Annotated in this window: 14 protein-coding genes; 4 read left to right on the top strand and 10 right to left on the bottom strand. The window is 74.1% G+C overall.

Annotated features, from left to right (window positions below; translation table 11 throughout):
• Positions 1-80 precede the first annotated feature (80 nt).
• Positions 81-1,601: a long-chain-fatty-acid--CoA ligase gene (locus tag ACZ2G1_RS00825; protein ID WP_426120787.1), complete on the bottom strand. Its 1,521-nt coding sequence runs from the start codon at positions 1,599-1,601 to the stop codon at positions 81-83.
• A gap of 194 nt (positions 1,602-1,795) precedes the next feature.
• Here ACZ2G1_RS00825 and ACZ2G1_RS00820 point away from each other — a divergent pair, with 194 nt between their 5' ends.
• Positions 1,796-2,239, top strand: a complete 444-nt coding sequence (locus ACZ2G1_RS00820; RefSeq protein WP_017832875.1) for an ankyrin repeat domain-containing protein — start codon at positions 1,796-1,798, stop codon at positions 2,237-2,239.
• Positions 2,240-2,279: 40 nt separating this feature from the next.
• Here ACZ2G1_RS00820 and ACZ2G1_RS00815 read toward each other — a convergent pair whose 3' ends face one another.
• The 6 genes from ACZ2G1_RS00815 to argC are packed head-to-tail and all read right to left on the bottom strand — an operon-like array spanning position 2,280 to position 8,294.
• Entirely contained in the window at positions 2,280-2,774 is a 495-nt protein-coding gene (locus ACZ2G1_RS00815) for an arginine repressor (protein WP_017832876.1), read from the bottom strand.
• Positions 2,771-3,739: an ornithine carbamoyltransferase gene (gene argF, locus ACZ2G1_RS00810; protein WP_017832877.1), complete on the bottom strand. Its 969-nt coding sequence runs from the start codon at positions 3,737-3,739 to the stop codon at positions 2,771-2,773. Before argF ends, ACZ2G1_RS00815 begins: the two co-directional genes overlap by 4 nt.
• A gap of 8 nt (positions 3,740-3,747) precedes the next feature.
• On the bottom strand, positions 3,748-5,061 hold the full coding sequence (locus ACZ2G1_RS00805; RefSeq protein ID WP_426120788.1) for an acetylornithine transaminase: 1,314 nt from the start codon (positions 5,059-5,061) through the stop codon (positions 3,748-3,750).
• Positions 5,058-5,987 (bottom strand): acetylglutamate kinase, encoded by a 930-nt coding sequence (argB, locus tag ACZ2G1_RS00800; RefSeq protein WP_426120789.1) that lies wholly within the window; start codon positions 5,985-5,987, stop codon positions 5,058-5,060. Before argB ends, ACZ2G1_RS00805 begins: the two co-directional genes overlap by 4 nt.
• A 46-nt stretch (positions 5,988-6,033) precedes the next feature.
• A complete protein-coding gene (gene argJ / locus ACZ2G1_RS00795) occupies positions 6,034-7,248 on the bottom strand; it encodes a bifunctional glutamate N-acetyltransferase/amino-acid acetyltransferase ArgJ (RefSeq protein WP_017832880.1) in 1,215 nt (404 codons plus the stop codon).
• Positions 7,245-8,294 (bottom strand): N-acetyl-gamma-glutamyl-phosphate reductase, encoded by a 1,050-nt coding sequence (gene argC, locus ACZ2G1_RS00790; protein ID WP_426120790.1) that lies wholly within the window; start codon positions 8,292-8,294, stop codon positions 7,245-7,247. Before argC ends, argJ begins: the two co-directional genes overlap by 4 nt.
• Before the next feature lie 333 nt (positions 8,295-8,627).
• Between argC and ACZ2G1_RS00785 the strand changes: the two genes are divergently transcribed.
• Entirely contained in the window at positions 8,628-9,596 is a 969-nt protein-coding gene (locus tag ACZ2G1_RS00785) for a quinone oxidoreductase family protein (RefSeq protein WP_336649996.1), read from the top strand.
• Entirely contained in the window at positions 9,593-10,963 is a 1,371-nt protein-coding gene (locus ACZ2G1_RS00780; RefSeq protein ID WP_426120791.1) for a M1 family metallopeptidase, read from the top strand. Before ACZ2G1_RS00785 ends, ACZ2G1_RS00780 begins: the two co-directional genes overlap by 4 nt.
• A gap of 97 nt (positions 10,964-11,060) precedes the next feature.
• On the opposite strand, the gene ACZ2G1_RS00775 is transcribed toward ACZ2G1_RS00780, so the two are convergent.
• From ACZ2G1_RS00775 to pheS, 3 genes are all read right to left on the bottom strand, one after another.
• Entirely contained in the window at positions 11,061-11,678 is a 618-nt protein-coding gene (locus ACZ2G1_RS00775) for a hypothetical protein (protein WP_336649998.1), read from the bottom strand.
• Positions 11,679-11,869: 191 nt separating this feature from the next.
• A complete protein-coding gene (gene pheT / locus ACZ2G1_RS00770) occupies positions 11,870-14,422 on the bottom strand; it encodes a phenylalanine--tRNA ligase subunit beta (protein ID WP_470377333.1) in 2,553 nt (850 codons plus the stop codon).
• 3 nt (positions 14,423-14,425) lie between these two features.
• Positions 14,426-15,496, bottom strand: coding sequence for a phenylalanine--tRNA ligase subunit alpha (gene pheS / locus ACZ2G1_RS00765; RefSeq protein WP_035929629.1), 1,071 nt, complete (start codon positions 15,494-15,496; stop codon positions 14,426-14,428).
• A gap of 304 nt (positions 15,497-15,800) precedes the next feature.
• Here pheS and ACZ2G1_RS00760 point away from each other — a divergent pair, with 304 nt between their 5' ends.
• Positions 15,801-16,229 (top strand): DUF4157 domain-containing protein, encoded by a 429-nt coding sequence (locus ACZ2G1_RS00760; RefSeq protein WP_031282707.1) that lies wholly within the window; start codon positions 15,801-15,803, stop codon positions 16,227-16,229.
• The last annotated feature ends 23 nt before the right edge of the window (positions 16,230-16,252 follow it).

The following is a 16,252-nucleotide window of genomic DNA, read 5'->3' as shown; positions in this document are numbered from 1 at the left end:
GCCTCCCCCGGTGTCCGTGCGGACCCATCGAGCAGGAGGGGCCGGCCGCGTCCAGCGGCCGGCCCCTTCCGTGTGCGGGCTCAGCCGCGGTGCCCGGCGCCCGCGAGGTCGAGGGAGCGCTTGAGGATCTTGCCGGTCGGGCCCTTCGGCAGCTCGTCGACCACCTTGTAGTAGCGCGGGTGCTTGTACTTGGCCACGCGCTCGCGGACGAAGGCGTCCAGCTCGTCGACCTTCGCGTCCCGCTCCGCCTCGGGCACGCCGCGGAAGGCGACGACGGCGGCGACCTCCTCGCCCATCGCCTCGTCCGGCACCCCGACCACCGCGGCCTCGGCGATGCCGGGGAACTGGTAGATCACTTCCTCGACCTCGCGGGGGTAGACGTTGTAGCCGCCGCGCAGGACCATGTCCTTCTTGCGGTCCACGATGTAGTAGAAGCCGTCCTCGTCCACCCGGGCGAGATCCCCCGTGGCGAACCAGCCGTCACGGATCGCGGCCTCGGTGGCCTCGGGGTTGCGCCAGTAGCCGGCCATCACGTACTCCCCGGCCACCACGAGCTCGCCGATCTCCCCGACGGGGACCTCCGCGCCGAGGTCGTCCACGACCTTCAGCTGCGCGCCCCGCACCACCGTGCCGATCGAGCCCGGGCGGCGTCCCCGGTCCTTCTGGTTGAAGCACACCACCGGGGAGGTCTCGGACAGGCCGTAGCCCTCGTAGATGGGGGCGCCGAAGACCTCCTCGAAGCGCTCCAGGACCTCGACCGGCAGCGGGGAACCGCCCGAGACCCCGGCCCGCAGGTGCGGCAGCTCGACCGTCCCGCCGTCCGCGGCGGCGAGCAGCGCCACGTACATGCTCGGCACCCCGGCGAAGACCGTGACCTCGTCCCGGGCCAGGATCTCCAGCGCCTTGGCCGGGTCGAAGCGCGGCAGCAGCGTGACGGTCGCCCCCGCGTGGACGACGCCGTTGAGCGCCACGGTCTGGCCGAAGACGTGGAAGAACGGCAGGGCCCCGAACATGACGTCCCCGGGCGCCAGGTCGAAGAGGCCCGCGGACAGCGCCGCGTTGGCCCGGAGGTTGTGGTGCGTCAGGACGGCGCCCTTGGGCCGGCCCGTGGTCCCGGAGGTGTAGAGCAGGACGGCGGGCTCGTCGTCGTCGCGCTCGGCGACCCCGGGCCGCGGCGGGACGTCCGCGAGCGCCTGCAGCGTGCCGGCGGCCGAGACCTCGACCACCCGGACGTCCCGGTCCAGGTTCGCGACCGCGGCGCGGGTCGCCTCGGCCATCGCCTCCCAGACGAGCACCAGGGACACCTCGGCGTTGTCGAAGTGGTACGCCAGCTCCCGGGGGCTGAGGAGGGGGTTGAGGGGCACGACCACCCCGCCCGCGCGCAGGATCCCGTAGTAGGCGATCGGCATGTGGGGGACGTTGGGCAGGATCAGGGCCACCCGGTCGCCCTGTCCGACGCCGGCCGCGGCGAGCATCGACGCGACCCGCGCGGACAGGTCGTCGAGGGCCCCGTAGGTCAGGACCTTGTCGTCGAGGACCACCGCCCGGGACTCCGGGGAGGCCGCGGCCGTGTCGGTGAGCAGGGTGGCGAGATTCGTCATGGGGGAACTCCGGATCCCCGGTGCACGGGCACCGGCGCGAGGAACGGGCACGAGGTGAGCTGTGTCACACGAGCGTGCCAGTCGGTTACTGCAACGTCAAGACCCGGGTACTTGGGGGTGGCGCGTGTCGCGGTCCCCGCCCCCGATAAACTGGCCGGCAGGAGCTGCATCCGACCGACCGCGAAGGACCACCCGTGACCGAGAACCCCCAGCCGACCGACCAGCCGCAGGACCCGGCGGCCCCCCAGCTGACCGAGGAGGAGATGGCCTACGTGCTCTCCCTGTTCGAGATGGCCCGGACGGGGGACACGGAGAACCTCCTGCCGGCCGTGCGCGCCGGCGTCCCGGTGAACCTCACCAACGGCAAGGGCGACACCCTGCTGGTCCTCGCGGCCTACCACCAGCGCGAGGAGACCGTCGCGGCGCTGCTCGAGGCCGGGGCGGACCCGGACCGGGTCAACGACAACGGTCAGACGGCGCTGATGAGCGCGGTCTTCCGGGGCAACGAGACGATCGTGCGGACGCTGCTCGCGGCCGGGGCCTCGCAGACGGCCGGCGCCCACTCCGCCCTGGACTTCGCCCGGGTCTTCGAGCGCACGGAGCTCGTCCCGGTCCTGGAGGAGTACGCGGCCCGCTGAGCGCGCGGCGCACGGCCGGCACGGGGCGGCGCCGGGACCTCTACTCGGCGAGCTCCAGGAAGCGGCGGGCCACGGCGTGGCCGCCGTCCGCCGCCCGGCACACCACCATGATGGTGTCGTCGCCGGCGATGGTGCCGAGGACGGCGGGGAGCACGGACGTGTCGATGGCGGAGGCGAAGTACTGGGCGGCCCCCGGCGGGGTCCGCAGGACCACGAGGTTCGCGCTCGCCTCGGCGGTGACCAGCAGCTCGCGGCACAGGCTGGCCAGGCGCGCGTCGAGCACCTCCTGGGTGATCCCGGAGGCGGGCGAGCGGTCGGCCCCGGCCTGCGGGACGGCGTAGACGAGGGCGCCGGAGCCCTCGCGCACCCGGACGGCCCCGAGCTCCACGAGGTCGCGGGAGAGCGTGGCCTGGGTGACCTGCACGCCGTCCTCGGCCAGCCGGGCGGCCAGCTCGGCCTGCGAGTGGATCGCCCCTCCGGTCACGAGGGCCACGATCCGGGCCTGCCGGGCGGTCTTGGTGGCGGGGATGCTCATGCGGGTACGGCGGAGGCGTCGGCGGCGCCCAGGTCGTAGCGCCCGGAGCGCGCCATGAGCCAGACGAGCAGGGCCTTCTGGGCGTGCAGGCGGTTCTCCGCCTCGTCCCACACCACGGACTGCGGGCCGTCGATGACCTCGGCCGCGACCTCGGAGCCGCGGAAGGCGGGCAGGCAGTGCAGGAACAGCGCCCCGGGCGCGGCCTGGGCCATCGCCGCGGCGTCCACGGAGTACGCCCGGAAGACCTCCGCCCGCGCCTCGGTCTCCGCCTCCTGGCCCATGGACACCCAGGTGTCGGTGCAGACCACGTCCGCCCCGGCGAGCGCCTCGGCCGGGTCGGTGGTCACGCGCACGGATCCTCCGGTCTGCTCCGCGCGCTCCTCGGCGGCCCGCACCACCGCCGGGTCCGGGAGGTGGCTCGCCGGGCCGGCGACGCGCACGTGCATGCCGGCGGTGGCCCCGCCCAGCAGGTAGGAGTGGGCCATGTTGTTGGCGGCGTCCCCGAGGTAGGCGAAGGTGAGCCCGGCGAGACCGCCCCGGTGCTCCCGGACGGTGAGCAGGTCCGCGAGGATCTGGCAGGGGTGGTAGTCGTCGGAGAGCCCGTTGACGACGGGCACGGTGGCGGCCGCGGCCATCTCCTCCAGCCCGGACTGGGCGTAGGTGCGCCACACGATGGTCGAGGCCATGCGGGAGAAGACGCGCGCGGTGTCGGCCACGCTCTCCTTGCCCAGCTGCGACTCGCCCGGGTTGATCATCAGCGGGTTGCCGCCGAGATCGGCGATCCCGGCGGAGAAGGAGACCCGGGTGCGGGTCGACGTCTTGTCGAAGATCACGGCCACGGTCTGGGGCCCCGCGTAGGGCCGGTGGGCCCAGCGGTCGGCCTTGAGGCGGGCGGCGAGCTCGAGCACCTCGGTCTGCTCCTGCTGGGAGAGGTCGGTGTCGACGAGGAAGTGGCGGGGGGTCATGGACGGGTTCATGCTTCTTTCGGCGGGGAGTCGGGCGAGGTCGCGGCGGGGGCCGTGACCGCGGCGGCGGCGGTGCGCAGGATCTCGGGGAGCGCGTCGAGGAAGGTGCGCGCCTGCTCGGGGGTCAGGATCAGGGGCGGGGCCAGGCGCAGGGTCCCGGGGCCGGTCGCGTTGACGATGAATCCGGCGTCCCGGGCGGCCTCGACCACGGCGGGGCCGAACGGGGCGGTGGCCCCCTCGGGGACCTCGAGGTCGGCGCCGATCAGCAGTCCGTGCTGGCGCACGTCGCCGATCCCGGGGACCGCGCGCAGCCCCTCGCCGAGCACGGCGCCCACGGTGCGCGCGTGCTCCAGCAGGCCGTCCTCCTCGATGACGGTGACGGTGGCGAGGCCCGCGGCGGTGGCCGGCGGGTTGCCGCCGAACGTGGTGCCGTGCTGGCCGGCCCCGAGCAGCGCGGAGACCTCCGGGCCGACGGTCAGCATCGCGCCGATCGGGAAGCCGCCGCCGAGGCCCTTGGCCAGGGTGATCGCGTCCGGCAGGTCGTCGCCGGTGAGCTCGGCGGAGGAGGCGAACCAGCGGCCGGTGCGGCCCATCCCGGTCTGCACCTCGTCCACGACCAGCAGCGCGCCGTGCCGGCGGGTCAGCTCCCGGGCGGCCCGGAGGTAGCCCTCGGGCAGCTCGCGCACGCCGGCCTCGCCCTGCACGGGTTCCACGATGAGCGCCGCGACCGTCCCGTCGAGGTGCTCCGCGAGGGCCTCGACGGTCGCGGGGATGTGCCGGACCCCGCCCGGGAGGGGCTCGAAGGGCGCCCGGTAGGCCTCCTTGGCGGTCAGGGCGAGGGCGCCCATGGTGCGGCCGTGGAAGGCGGACTCGAGGGCGAGGACGGTGCCGCGGGGCCGGCCGTCCGGGCCGGGGTGCTCGTGGCCGTGGCGGCGGGCGAGCTTGAAGGCGGCCTCGTTGGCCTCGGTGCCGGAGTTCGCGAAGAAGACGTGGGAGCCCGCGGGCGCGCCGGCCAGGGACAGCAGCTTCCCGGCGAGGGCGATCTGCTGGGGGGAGGTGAAGAAGTTGGAGACGTGCCCGAGGGTGGCGAGCTGGCGGGAGACGATCTCCACCCAGCGCGGGTGGGCGTGGCCGAGGGCGTTGACGGCGATCCCCGCGAGCAGGTCGAGGTAGTCCCGGCCGTCGGCGTCGGTGACCACGGCGCCCCTGCCGTGGGTCAGCACGAGGGACGGGCTGCCGAAGACGCCGAGCAGCGAGTCGGCGTACTCGCCGAGCAGGGCGGTCTGGGCCGAGTAGCGGGAGGCGGTGTGCTGGGCGGTCATGACGATGCTCCGTGGTCGGGGACGAGCTGGGTACCGATGCCGGTGTCGGTGAAGATCTCGAGCAGGCACGTGTGCGGGCTGCGCCCGTCGACGATGGACGCCCGGCGCGCCCCGCCCTCCACGGCCCGCAGGGCCGCCTCCATCTTGGGGATCATCCCGGCCTGCAGGCTCGGGAGCATCGCGCGCAGCTCCGAGGCGGACAGGGACGCGATGAGGGAGTCCTTGTCCGGCCAGTTCGCGTAGAGCCCCTCGACGTCGGTGAGGGCCACGAACTTCTCGGCGCGCAGGGCCACCGCCACGGCGGCGGCGGCGGTGTCCGCGTTGACGTTGAGGATCTCCCCCGTGGGGCGGCCGTGCGCGTCGACCTCCGGCGCCACGGAGGAGATGACGGGGATCCGCCCGGCCTCGAGGAGCTGGGTGACGGGCTCGGGGTTGACGCCGACGACCTCGCCCACGTGGCCGAGGTCCACCTCCTCGCCGTCCACGACGGTGCCCCGGCGGACCGCGCGGAACAGCTCGGCGTCCTCCCCCGAGAGCCCGACGGCGTACGGGCCGGTGGCGTTGAGCAGGGAGACGAGCTCCCGCTGGACCTGCCCGGTCAGCACCATGCGGATGGCGTCCACGGCCTCCTTGGAGGTGACGCGCAGCCCGCCGCGGAACTGGGACTCGATGCCCAGCCGCTCCAGCATGCGGTTGATCTGGGGGCCGCCGCCGTGCACCACGACCGGTTTGATCCCGACGTGGCGCAGGAACACCATGTCCTCCGCGAAGGCCTGCCGCAGCGGCTCGGACACCATGGCGTTGCCGCCGTACTTGAAGACCATCACGGACCCGGCGTAGCGCTGGATCCAGGGCAGGGCCTCCATCAGGGTGCCGGCCTTCAGCTGGGCGGTCTCGTAGCGGGTCGGGTCACTCGGGTCGGTCATGGTTCTCCTGCGCCGTGGGTCGGTGCTGTGCTGGTGGGCGGGCGGGTCAGCTGGAGTAGGCGCTGTTCTCCTCGACGTAGTCGTGGGTCAGGTCGTTGGTCCAGACGGTGGCGTCGGCGTCCCCGGCCTTGAGGTCGACCAGGACGGTGACCCTGCGGTCGGCGGCCAGGTCCACGCCCTCGCGCGGGTCCCCGATCATGCCGTTGCGGCAGACCACGACGCCGTTGATGGCGACGTCGAGCCGGTCGGGGTCGAACGCGGCGTCGGTGGTGCCGACCGCGGACAGGACGCGGCCCCAGTTGGGGTCGTTGCCGTAGATCGCGGCCTTGAAGAGGTTGGAGCGGGCCACGGAGCGGCTCACGTCCTCAGCCTGCCGCTCGGTCGCGGCGTTGACGGTGGTGATCTCGATGTCGTGGGACGCGCCCTCGGCGTCCGTGATGAGCTGCTGGGCCAGCGAGTGGCACACCGCGGTCACGGCCTGGCTGAACTCGAACTCGTCCGGCGTGATCCCGGAGGCGCCCGAGCCGAGCAGCACCACGGTGTCGTTGGTCGACATGCAGCCGTCGGAGTCGGTGCGGTTGAACGTGACCTTCACCGCGTCCTCGAGCGCCCACTGCAGGGCGTCGGAGGAGAGCTCCGCGTCGGTCGTGAGCACCACGAGCATCGTGGCCAGCCCCGGGGCGAGCATGCCCGCGCCCTTGGCCATGCCGCCGACCGTCCACCCGTCGCGGACGTAGGCGGCCTGCTTGGAGACGGAGTCGGTGGTCATGATGGCCCGGGCCGCGGCGGCCCCGGCGGCGTCGTCGTCCCCGAGGGCCTCGACGACCCCGGGGAGGCCGCGCTCCATGACGTCCATGGGCAGCTGGATGCCGATCAGCCCGGTGGAGCACACCACCACGTCCCCGGCCCCGACCCCGAGCGCCTCGCCGACGAGCTCGGCGGTCCGGTGGGAGGCCTGGAAGCCCTGCGGTCCGGTGCAGGCGTTGGCGCCGCCGGAGTTGAGGACCACGGCGGCGGCCCGGCCGTCCGCGGTCGCGGCCTTGGACCACTGGACGGGCGCGGCGGTGATCCGGTTGGTCGTGTACACGGCCCCCACGTGGTGCTGGGGCCCGTCGTTGACGACGAGGGCGAGGTCCGGCCCGCCGGAGTCCTTGAAGCCGGCCTCGGTGCCGGCGGCGCGGAAGCCCTGGGCGGCGGCCACGCCGCGGGCGGTGTCGACCTGCAGGGTGCCGGCGGGCTGCTGGGAGGGGTACGTTCTCACGGTGCGACTCCTTGGAGTGTCAGGCCGGTGTCCTCCGGCAGGCCGAGGGCGAGGTTCATGGACTGGACGGCACCGCCGGCGGTGCCCTTGACGAGGTTGTCGATCACGCACGTGACGATGACCCGCCCTGCCCGGGCGTCGTGGGCGAGCTGGAGCTGGGCGTGGTTGGAGCCGGCCACCGACTTCGTCGAGGGCCACCGTCCCTCGGGCAGGACGGTGACGAACGGCTCGGCCGCGTAGGCGGTCTCCCAGGCCTCCCGCAGCTGCGCGGCGGTCACGCCCTCGGGGACCCGCGCGGTGGCGGTGGTGAGGATGCCCCGCGGCATGGGGGCGAGCGTCGGGGTGAAGGAGATCCGCACGCGGCGCCCGGCGGCCTTCGAGAGGCCCTGCTCGATCTCGGGGGTGTGCCGGTGGGCGCCGCCCACCCCGTACGGGCTCATCGAGCCCATGACCTCCGAGCCGAGCAGGTGCGCCTTGACGGCCTTGCCGGCGCCGGAAGTGCCCGAGGCCGCGACGATCACGACGTCCTCCGGCTCCAGGAGACCGGCCGCGAAGCCGGGACCCAGGGCGAGCAGGGCACTGGTCGGGTAGCACCCCGGCACCGCGATGCGGGTGGCGCCGCGGAGCTGCTCGCGCTGGCGGGTGCCCTCGGCGTCCACGACGAGCTCCGGCAGCCCGTACGGCCAGGTCCCGGCGTGCGGGGACCCGTAGAACTGGTCCCACTCCTCGGCGGAGTCGAGCCGGTGGTCGGCGCCGGCGTCGATCACGACGGTCTCCGCCGGCAGCTGCGCGGCGATCGAGGCCGAGGCGCCGTGCGGCAGGGCGAGGAAGACGACGTCGTGGCCGGCGAGGTTCTCCACCGTGGTGTCGACGAGCACCCGGTCGGCGAGGGAGTGCAGGTGCGGCTGCAGCTCCCCCAGCCGCTGGCCCGCGTTGGAATGGGCCCCCACGGCCCCGATCTCGATCTGCGGGTGACCGGCGAGGATCCTCAGGACCTCGCCACCGGCGTAGCCGGATGCCCCCGACACTGCTGCGCTGAACGTCATAGAACCCACTCTAGCTCAAAGTTATGCATGGTCTTCAATATTTATGCACGCTACGGGGGGAGGACCGGCGGAGCGGGGCGCGGGTGCGCCTCGTCGGAGCACGCCAGGATCCCCCCGCTCTGATCGACCACGGCCGCTCTCGCGCTCCCCCCGGGAACGGCTCTGCCCCCGAATCTACGCTTCCCGTCTGCAAATCTCGATGATTACGGGGGCTTTCCCGTGCCCCCTCTTGTGCACACGCTACCCCTGGGCGACCCCTGCGGGGAGGGCGCGGCGGGACTCCGTGCCTACCATGGCAGGGTTCCCGTCCGCGATGTCCAGGAGGTACCCGTCATGGTCCGTTGCGTCATGGTCGAGCGAGCCGGAGGCCCCGAGGTCCTGACCCTCGGCGAGCGTCCGGACCTCGAACCCGGTCCGCGCCAGCTGCTCGTCGAGACCCGCGCGGCGGGGGTGAACTTCATCGAGGTGTACCAGCGCGAGGGCGTCTACCCCGTGGAGCACCCCTTCACCCCGGGCTCCGAGGGCATGGGCGTGGTGACGGGCGTGGGCTCCGAGGTGCGCCACTTCGCCCTGGGCGACCGGATCACCACCTCGCAGGCGTCCCGGACCTACGCCGACGCCTTCCTCGTGGACGCCGACAAGGCCCTGCGCGTGCCCTCCGGCGTGTCCGACGAGGTCGCCGCGGCCGTCCCGCTGCAGGGTCTCACCGCGCACTACCTGGTCCGCTCGACGTACCCGGTCCAGGAGGGCGACGTCGCCGTCGTCACCGCGGGCGCGGGCGGGGTCGGAGGTCTCGCCGTGCAGCTGCTGAAGTCGCTCGGGGCCACGGTGGTCGCCCTGGTGGGCTCGCAGGCCAAGGCGGAGACCGCGCGCTCCCTGGGGGCCGACTTCGCCCTGGTGGGCTACGAGGGCTTCGCCGAGCACGTCCGGGAGGTCACCGGCGGCCGCGGCGCCGACGTCGTCTACGACTCGGTGGGCAAGGACACCTTCGACGAGTCGCTCCGGGCGCTGCGCCGGCGCGGGATGCTGGTGCTCTTCGGCGGCTCCTCCGGCCAGGTGCCCCCGCTCGACCCGCAGCGGCTCGCCCAGCACGGCTCCCTGTTCCTCACCCGCCCCACCCTCAACGACTACCTGCTCGACGAGAAGGAGCGGAACTGGCGCGCGGGCGAGCTGTTCGACGCGGTGCTCGACGGGTCGCTGACCCTCCGCGTCGCCGAGACGTTCCCGCTCGACCGGGCACGGCAGGCCCACGAGCTGCTCCAGTCCCGCGCCGCCCAGGGCAAGCTGCTGCTGGTCCCGTGAGCGCCGCACCGATGATGCACCGCTTCCTCGGCGCCGACGGCGCACGGGATCCCTACACCCCGTTCGTGGGGTGCTGCGCGGCCACCGTGGAGCACTACGACCTGGACCTCGACTACGACGTCGAGGACAACGGCCTCGAGGCGCGCGCCATCCTGTCCTGCCGCGCGCTGCACGACACGGACCGGATCGAGCTGGACCTCACCGAGCTCGCCGTGACCGACGTCAGGTTCGGCACCGGCGGACTCGGCGGTCTGCTCGGCGGCCGCCGCGTCCGCGCCGACCACCGCGGGAGCCGCCTCGTGCTGACCCTGCCGCGCGTCGTCGCCGCCGGGGAGGCGTTCACGCTCACCGTGGCCTACGAGGGGTACCCCGAGTCCCTGGACGGGCCCTGGGGCGAGATCGGCTGGGCCGAGCTCGACGACGGCGTGCTCGTCGCCGGGCAGCCCACCGGTTCGTCCACCTGGTTCCCGTGCGTGGACCACCCCTCCCACAAGGCCACCTACCGGGTCGCCGTGCACGCGGACGCCGACTACGAGGTGGTGGTCCACGGCGAGCTGGAGTCCGTGGTGGAGCGCGACGGCGAGCGCCACTGGGTGTACACGTCCCGGGTGCCGCTGCCGCCCTACCTGGCCACCGTGCAGATCGGCCCGTACGAGCGGCACGAGCTCTCGGGCTCGCGCGTCCCCCAGTACCTGGTGTGCTCCAGGAAGCGGCGCAAGAAGGCGGAGAAGACCTTCGCGGAGCAGGGCCGGATGATCGAGGTGTTCAACGACTGGTTCGGCCCCTACCCCTTCCCGAGCTACACGGTGGTGGTCGTCGACGAGTCGCTGGAGGACCCGTTCGAGTGCTACGCGTGCTCCGTGTTCGGGAAGAACCAGCTGGGCACGGACTGGGAGGAGCAGCGGCTCGTGGCGCACGAGCTGGCCCACCAGTGGTTCGGCAACAGCCTGGTCCTCTCCGCGTGGCAGGACATCTGGCTCAACGAGGGGTTCGCGTCCTACGCGGAGTGGATCTGGTCGGAGGCCTCCGGCGACAGGTCTGCCCGCTGGCACGCGGAGAAGGCGCACCGGACCCTGTCCAAGATGCGCCAGGACCTCGTCATCGGGGACCCCGGGCAGGTGCGGCTCTTCGACGACGTGGTGTACGTCCGGGGCGCCCTCACCGTCCACGCGATCCGGGAGACCGTGGGCGAGGACGCCTTCCGGGCTCTGCTGCGCGGCTGGGCCACCGCCAACCGGGACGGGTGGGTGAGCACGGCGGGCTTCCGGGAGCACCTGCGGGGCTTCGTGCCCCGGGACCGGTGGGCGGAGGTCGACGGCCTGCTCGACGCGTGGCTGCTCCGCCGGGAGCTGCCCGCCCTGCCCTGACCCGCGCCGGCCCCCGGCACCGACGGCAACGGGCCCCTGCCGGACGCTGTGCGTCCGGCAGGGGCCCGTTGCGCCGCGCGGGCGGCCGGCCGGCCGGTCAGTGCTCCCGGCGGTAGAGCCGGCGGGCGAACCAGACCCCGCCCCCGGCCGCGGCGAGACCGGCGAGCAGCAGCAGGGCCGCCTGGACGCGCTGCCACGCGATGGTGCCCGCGGTGACGCCGTCCCCGAACTCGCCCGCCTCGGCGGTCTCGACCACCTGGAGGGTGCCGTCCTCGACGGCGAGCAGCGCGTCGGCCTCCTGGTGGAAGTCGTCCTCGCCGGAGCCCGTCTGCGTGCCGCGGAAGACGATCTCCTCCCCCGCCTCCGGGACGCGCGGGTCGGCGAGGCCCGAGTCGAAGGGCTGCTCGGCGACCGCCTCGTCCGCGGGCAGCACCCCGCGGTAGATGGGGTTCCAGGTCTTGGTCTGCAGGTCGTTGGTGAGGTCCTGGTACTGCCCGGAGATCACCCACGACCGGTCCGCGTAGCCGGCCAGTCTGCGGGAGTCGTCCCAGGCGAGGGCCGCGCTCACCGCGAGGACCAGGCCCAGGAGCAGCCCCAGCAGGCCCACGGCCGTCGGCTTCCAGGCGATCGACCGGCGGGCGCGCCCGTCCTGCTCGTCCTGCTCGTCGTCGAAGGCGAAGAACGGCTCCTGGCGGTCGGTGGTCTCCTCGGTCATGCTGCGCTCCTGGAACGGGGTCGGGGAAGGGGGGTCGGTCGCGAACGCCGGGGTCGCGGCCGGGGACCCGGTGCCACAGTACCGAAGTCGACGGCGCACTCCGCGGCGTTCGCGAGTGTTACCGCCCGGGCGGGGCGGGGACGACGGACGGCCCGCCCCCCGGAGGGGGCGGGCCGTCCGGGCGGGGCCGCTCAGCCGCGGAGCACGGCGCCGTGGCGCTCGGCGGCGACGGCGACGGCCGCCTCGCGGGCGGCGGAGGCCTCGTCCGCGGTCAGCGTGCGGTCCGGGGCCCGGAAGCGCAGCGCGAAGGCGACCGACTTCCGGCCCTCCTCGATGCCGGGGCCCTGGTAGACGTCGAAGACGCGGACGTCCTCGAGCAGCTCCCCGGCGCCCTCCTCGAGCGCGGCCCGCAGCTCGGCGGCCGGCACGGAGGCGTCCACCACGAGTGCGACGTCCTGCGTGGCGGCCGGGTAGCCGGAGATCGCGCGCGCCTGGACGACCCCGGACTCGGCCGCGGTGAGCGAGCTGAGGTTCAGCTCCATCGCCACGGTCCGCTCGGGGAGGTCCTGCGCGGCGACGAGCTGCGGGTGCAGCTCGCCCGCGTAGCCCAGCGGGGTGCCGTCGGCGGTGGCGAGCACCGCGGTGCGGCCCGGGTGGAACGCCTGGTGGGTGCCCTGGCGGACGGTCAGCTCGACCCCCAGCACCTCGGCGGCCAGCCGGGCGGCGTCGAGGGCGTCCTGCCAGTCGAACGCGCGCGGCGCGGTCCACGGCCCCTCGGCCGCGTCCTTGCCGGCGAGGACCGCGGCGAGGTGGCGCGGCTGGGCGGGCAGGCCGGCCTCGAGCTCCTCGAGCACCGCCGGGTCCGGGCGCGCCCCCAGCGGCGGGATGCTCGCGCTGCCGAGCTGCTCGCCGGGGCGGAAGACGCGCCCGACCTCGTAGAGCGCCAGGTCGCGGAAGCCGCGGGAGGTGTTGCGCCGCAGCACCTCGAGCAGGCCCGGGAGCAGGGACACGCGCAGCATCCCCTGGGCCTCGCTGATCGGGTTGGCCAGCTTCACCGACGGCACGGGCACCCCGGGCTCGGGGGCACCCCACAGCTCGTTGTCCGCCTGCGCGACGAACGGGTAGGCGAGCACCTCGGTCAGCCCGGCGGCCGCGAGCGCGTCGGCCACCCGCTTGCGGGCCTGTTGCTCAGCGGTCAGGCCGCGCCCGGGGGGCGCCACGGGCAGCCGCGAGGGGATCGCGTCGTAGCCCACGAGGCGGGCGATCTCCTCGACCAGGTCCTCCTTCTCGACCAGGTCGGGCCGCCACGACGGGGGCACGACGCGCCATCCGTCGTCGGTGGCCTCGACCTGCGCGCCGAGCTCGGTGAGGGTCGCGACGACCTGCTCCGCCGTGTACTCCACGCCCGTGCGGCGGCTCGGGTGGTCCCAGGGCAGCTCGATGGGCGCGGGGGCGGTGGTGGCGTCCACGTCGGTGACCCCGGGCCCGGCCGTGCCGCCGGCCAGCTCCACGAGCAGCTCCACGGCGCGCTGGGCGGCCACCGGGGCGATCTGCGGGTCCACGCCGCGCTCGAAGCGCTTGGACGCCTCGGAGGGCAGCCGGTGCCGGCGGGTGGTGCGGGCGATCGAGACCTCGTCGAAGCGGGCCGCCTCCACGAGGACGTCGACGGTGGCGTCCGAGACCTCGGTGGCCGCCCCGCCCATGACCCCGGCCAGGCCGATGGGCCCGGACCCGTCGGTGATGAGCAGGTCCTCGGGGTCCAGGGTGCGCCGCTTGCCGTCCAGGGTGGTCAGGGTCTCGCCCGGCGCCGCCCGGCGGACCCCGATGCCGCCGGTCAGCGTCCCGAGGTCGTAGAAGTGGAGCGGCTGGCCGAGCTCGAGCATCACGTAGTTGGAGACGTCCACCGGCAGGGAGATCGAGCGGATCCCCGCCAGGCGCAGCCGCGCCGACATCCACGGGGGTGTGGGGGCGCTCGCGTCGATGCCGGTCACCGTGCGGGCGACGAAGCGGGTGCACCCGGGGTTGCCGTGGATCGGGGCGTCGTCCTCGACGGCCACGGGGAAGCCGTCCGCGGTGGGGGCGGGCACCCGGGGCGCCACGGTCCCGGCCGGGTCGGTGAAGGGCTCGTGCACGGCGTGGCAGTACTCGCGGGCCACGCCGCGGATCGAGAACGCGTAGCCGCGGTCCGGGGTCACGTTGATCTCGGCGGCCTCGTCGTGGAGGCCGAGCAGCTCGAGGGCGTCCGTGCCGAGCTCCGGGTCCAGGCCGAGGGTCGAGAGCACCAGGATGCCGTCGTGGTCCTCGCCGATGCCGAGCTCCCGGACGGAGGCGATCATCCCGGCGGAGGTGTGGCCGTAGGTCCTGCGCGCCGAGATCCTGAAGTCCCCGGGCAGGACGGCGCCGGGCAGGGTCACGACGACCTTGTCCCCGACCTCGAAGTTGTGGGCCCCGCAGATCACGCCCTGCACGCCGGAGGGGTCGATGCCCTCGCCGGTCAGGGTCTGCTCCTGGCCCTCGGGGACCACGCGGACGGTGCACCAGTTGACGGTCTTGCCGTTGGAGTGGGTCTCCGGCTCCTTGGACAGCACCTGGCCGACCACGACCGGGCCCTTCAGGTGGTCCGCGGGACGGTGCACGTCCTCCTCCTCGAGGCCCACCGTCACCAGGGCGGCCAGGACGTCCTCGGCGGTCGCGTCCGCCGGGACGGGGGCGTGCTCGCGCAGCCATGACAAAGGAACTCGCATGTCTTAGATCTCCATCCCGAAGTGCTCGCTGAAGCGGACGTCGCCCTCGACCATGTCGCGCATGTCGGGGACGTTGTTGCGGAACATCAGGGTCCGCTCGATGCCCATGCCGAACGCGAAGCCCGAGTACACCTCGGGGTCGATGCCGGCCGCGCGCAGCACGTTCGGGTGGACCATGCCGCAGCCGCCCCACTCGATCCACTGCGGCCCGCCCTTGGCGTTCGGGTGCCACACGTCCAGCTCGGCGGACGGCTCGGTGAAGGGGAAGTAGTTGGGCCGCAGCCGGATCTTCGCCTCCGGGCCGAACATCTGCCGGGCGAAGTGCTCGAGCGTGCCCTTGAGGTCGGCCATCGACAGCCCCTTGTCCACGGCCAGACCCTCGACCTGGTGGAAGACCGGGGTGTGCGTGGCGTCGAGCTCGTCGGTGCGGTAGGTGCGCCCCGGGACGACGACGTAGACCGGCAGCTCGCGGCTGAGCAGCGTGCGCATCTGCACCGGCGAGGTGTGCGTGCGCAGCACGAGGTGCGCCTCGGGCGGGTCCACGAAGAAGGTGTCCTGCAGCTCCCGGGCGGGGTGGTCGGGCTTGAAGTTGAGGGAGTCGAAGTTGTACCACTCGGACTCGACCTCGGGGCCGTCGGCGACCTCCCAGCCCATGGCCACGAACGTCTCGCCGACGCGCTCCATGAGGTTGGTCAGCGGGTGCCGCCCGCCCAGGCGCCGGCGCCGGCCGGCGGCGGTGACGTCCACGGCCTCCTCGACGAGGATCCGGGCGTCCCGCTCCTCCTCCAGCACCGTGGTGCGGGCGGCGACCGCCTGGTTGACGCGGCCGCGGGCCTGGCCGACCAGCTTGCCGGCCGCGGACTTCTGCGACTTGTCCAGGGAGCCGATCTGCCGGTTGGCCAGCGCCAGCGGGGAGCGGTCCCCCGCGTGGGCGAGCCGGACCTCCTTGAGCTCGTCGAGGTCCTGGGCGTTTCCGACGGCGGCCAGGGCCGCCTCCACGGCCGCGGCGACCGCGGCCTCGTCGGTCGGGTCGACCGCGCCGCTCGGGGCGGTCTCGGGTGGCAGTTCAGACATCAGCTGGCGACTTCTTCGGCTCGGGGACGGGGTCGTCCGCGCACGCCGTCCCACGGTCCGTGGGACATGGAGCACGGGAAAGCCCGGATCGGCACGGATCGCGGGCGTGTTCCAGTCTATGGCACGGGCCGCAGGGTCCGCCCACCGCTTCTCCGGCACGTCGACGACCCGGTGGTACCGGAGCGCGGCGCGGTCCGGCGCGGAGGAGTGCCGGCGCTGCCCCGCTGCTTCCGTGCCCGGGTGATCGCAGGCGTGGCGATCGTCGGCCCGGACGGGGTGCGCCGAGCGGATCTAGGCTGGTGCCATGACACCCGAACCGAGCCGGGCGGCGCGCCTGCGGCAGGTGTGGAACATGGCGAACCTGTCCACCCCGCTGGGGCTGCTGGTCGCCGCGGCCTCCCGGACGAAGCTGGTCCGCGGCCCGGAGGGGCTGATCCTGGGCTTCGGCTACCGGCCCCGGCTGCCCCGGGCCGGGGCGTTCACCGTGGGCAACGTGGTCCTGTTCCGCGCCGGGATCGACGACGTCGCGGCCCGCCCCCGGCTCGTGGCCCACGAGTCCCGCCACGCGACCCAGTGGGCGCAGTGGCTGGGCCTGCCCTTCCTGCCGGCCTACCTCCTGGCCGCGGGGTGGTCGGTGCTGCGCTGCGGGCACCCGGCGCACCGCAACCCCTTCGAGATCGGGGCCGGTCTCGCCGACGGCGGCTACGCCCCCGCCCCCCGCCACCACGGCTGACCGGCGCGCCGCCACCTGACCCG

Source organism: Kocuria sp. KKT182 (assembly GCF_055635395.1).
This window is presented reverse-complemented; position numbering and strand designations above follow the sequence as displayed.

What these genes read in the sequence shown, in the direction of transcription:
- ACZ2G1_RS00775 (WP_336649998.1), bottom strand. Translation starts at nt 11,678, where the DNA reads ATGACCGAGGAGACCACCGACCGCCAGGAGCCGTTCTTCGCCTTCGAC.
- argB (WP_426120789.1), bottom strand. Translation starts at nt 5,987, where the DNA reads ATGACCGACCCGAGTGACCCGACCCGCTACGAGACCGCCCAGCTGAAG.
- ACZ2G1_RS00815 (WP_017832876.1), bottom strand. Translation starts at nt 2,774, where the DNA reads ATGAGCATCCCCGCCACCAAGACCGCCCGGCAGGCCCGGATCGTGGCC.
- ACZ2G1_RS00760 (WP_031282707.1), top strand. Translation starts at nt 15,801, where the DNA reads ATGACACCCGAACCGAGCCGGGCGGCGCGCCTGCGGCAGGTGTGGAAC.
- ACZ2G1_RS00825 (WP_426120787.1), bottom strand. Translation starts at nt 1,601, where the DNA reads ATGACGAATCTCGCCACCCTGCTCACCGACACGGCCGCGGCCTCCCCG.
- ACZ2G1_RS00785 (WP_336649996.1), top strand. Translation starts at nt 8,628, where the DNA reads ATGGTCCGTTGCGTCATGGTCGAGCGAGCCGGAGGCCCCGAGGTCCTG.
- argF (WP_017832877.1), bottom strand. Translation starts at nt 3,739, where the DNA reads ATGACCCCCCGCCACTTCCTCGTCGACACCGACCTCTCCCAGCAGGAG.
- pheS (WP_035929629.1), bottom strand. Translation starts at nt 15,496, where the DNA reads ATGTCTGAACTGCCACCCGAGACCGCCCCGAGCGGCGCGGTCGACCCG.
- argC (WP_426120790.1), bottom strand. Translation starts at nt 8,294, where the DNA reads ATGACGTTCAGCGCAGCAGTGTCGGGGGCATCCGGCTACGCCGGTGGC.
- pheT (WP_470377333.1), bottom strand. Translation starts at nt 14,422, where the DNA reads ATGCGAGTTCCTTTGTCATGGCTGCGCGAGCACGCCCCCGTCCCGGCG.
- ACZ2G1_RS00805 (WP_426120788.1), bottom strand. Translation starts at nt 5,061, where the DNA reads ATGACCGCCCAGCACACCGCCTCCCGCTACTCGGCCCAGACCGCCCTG.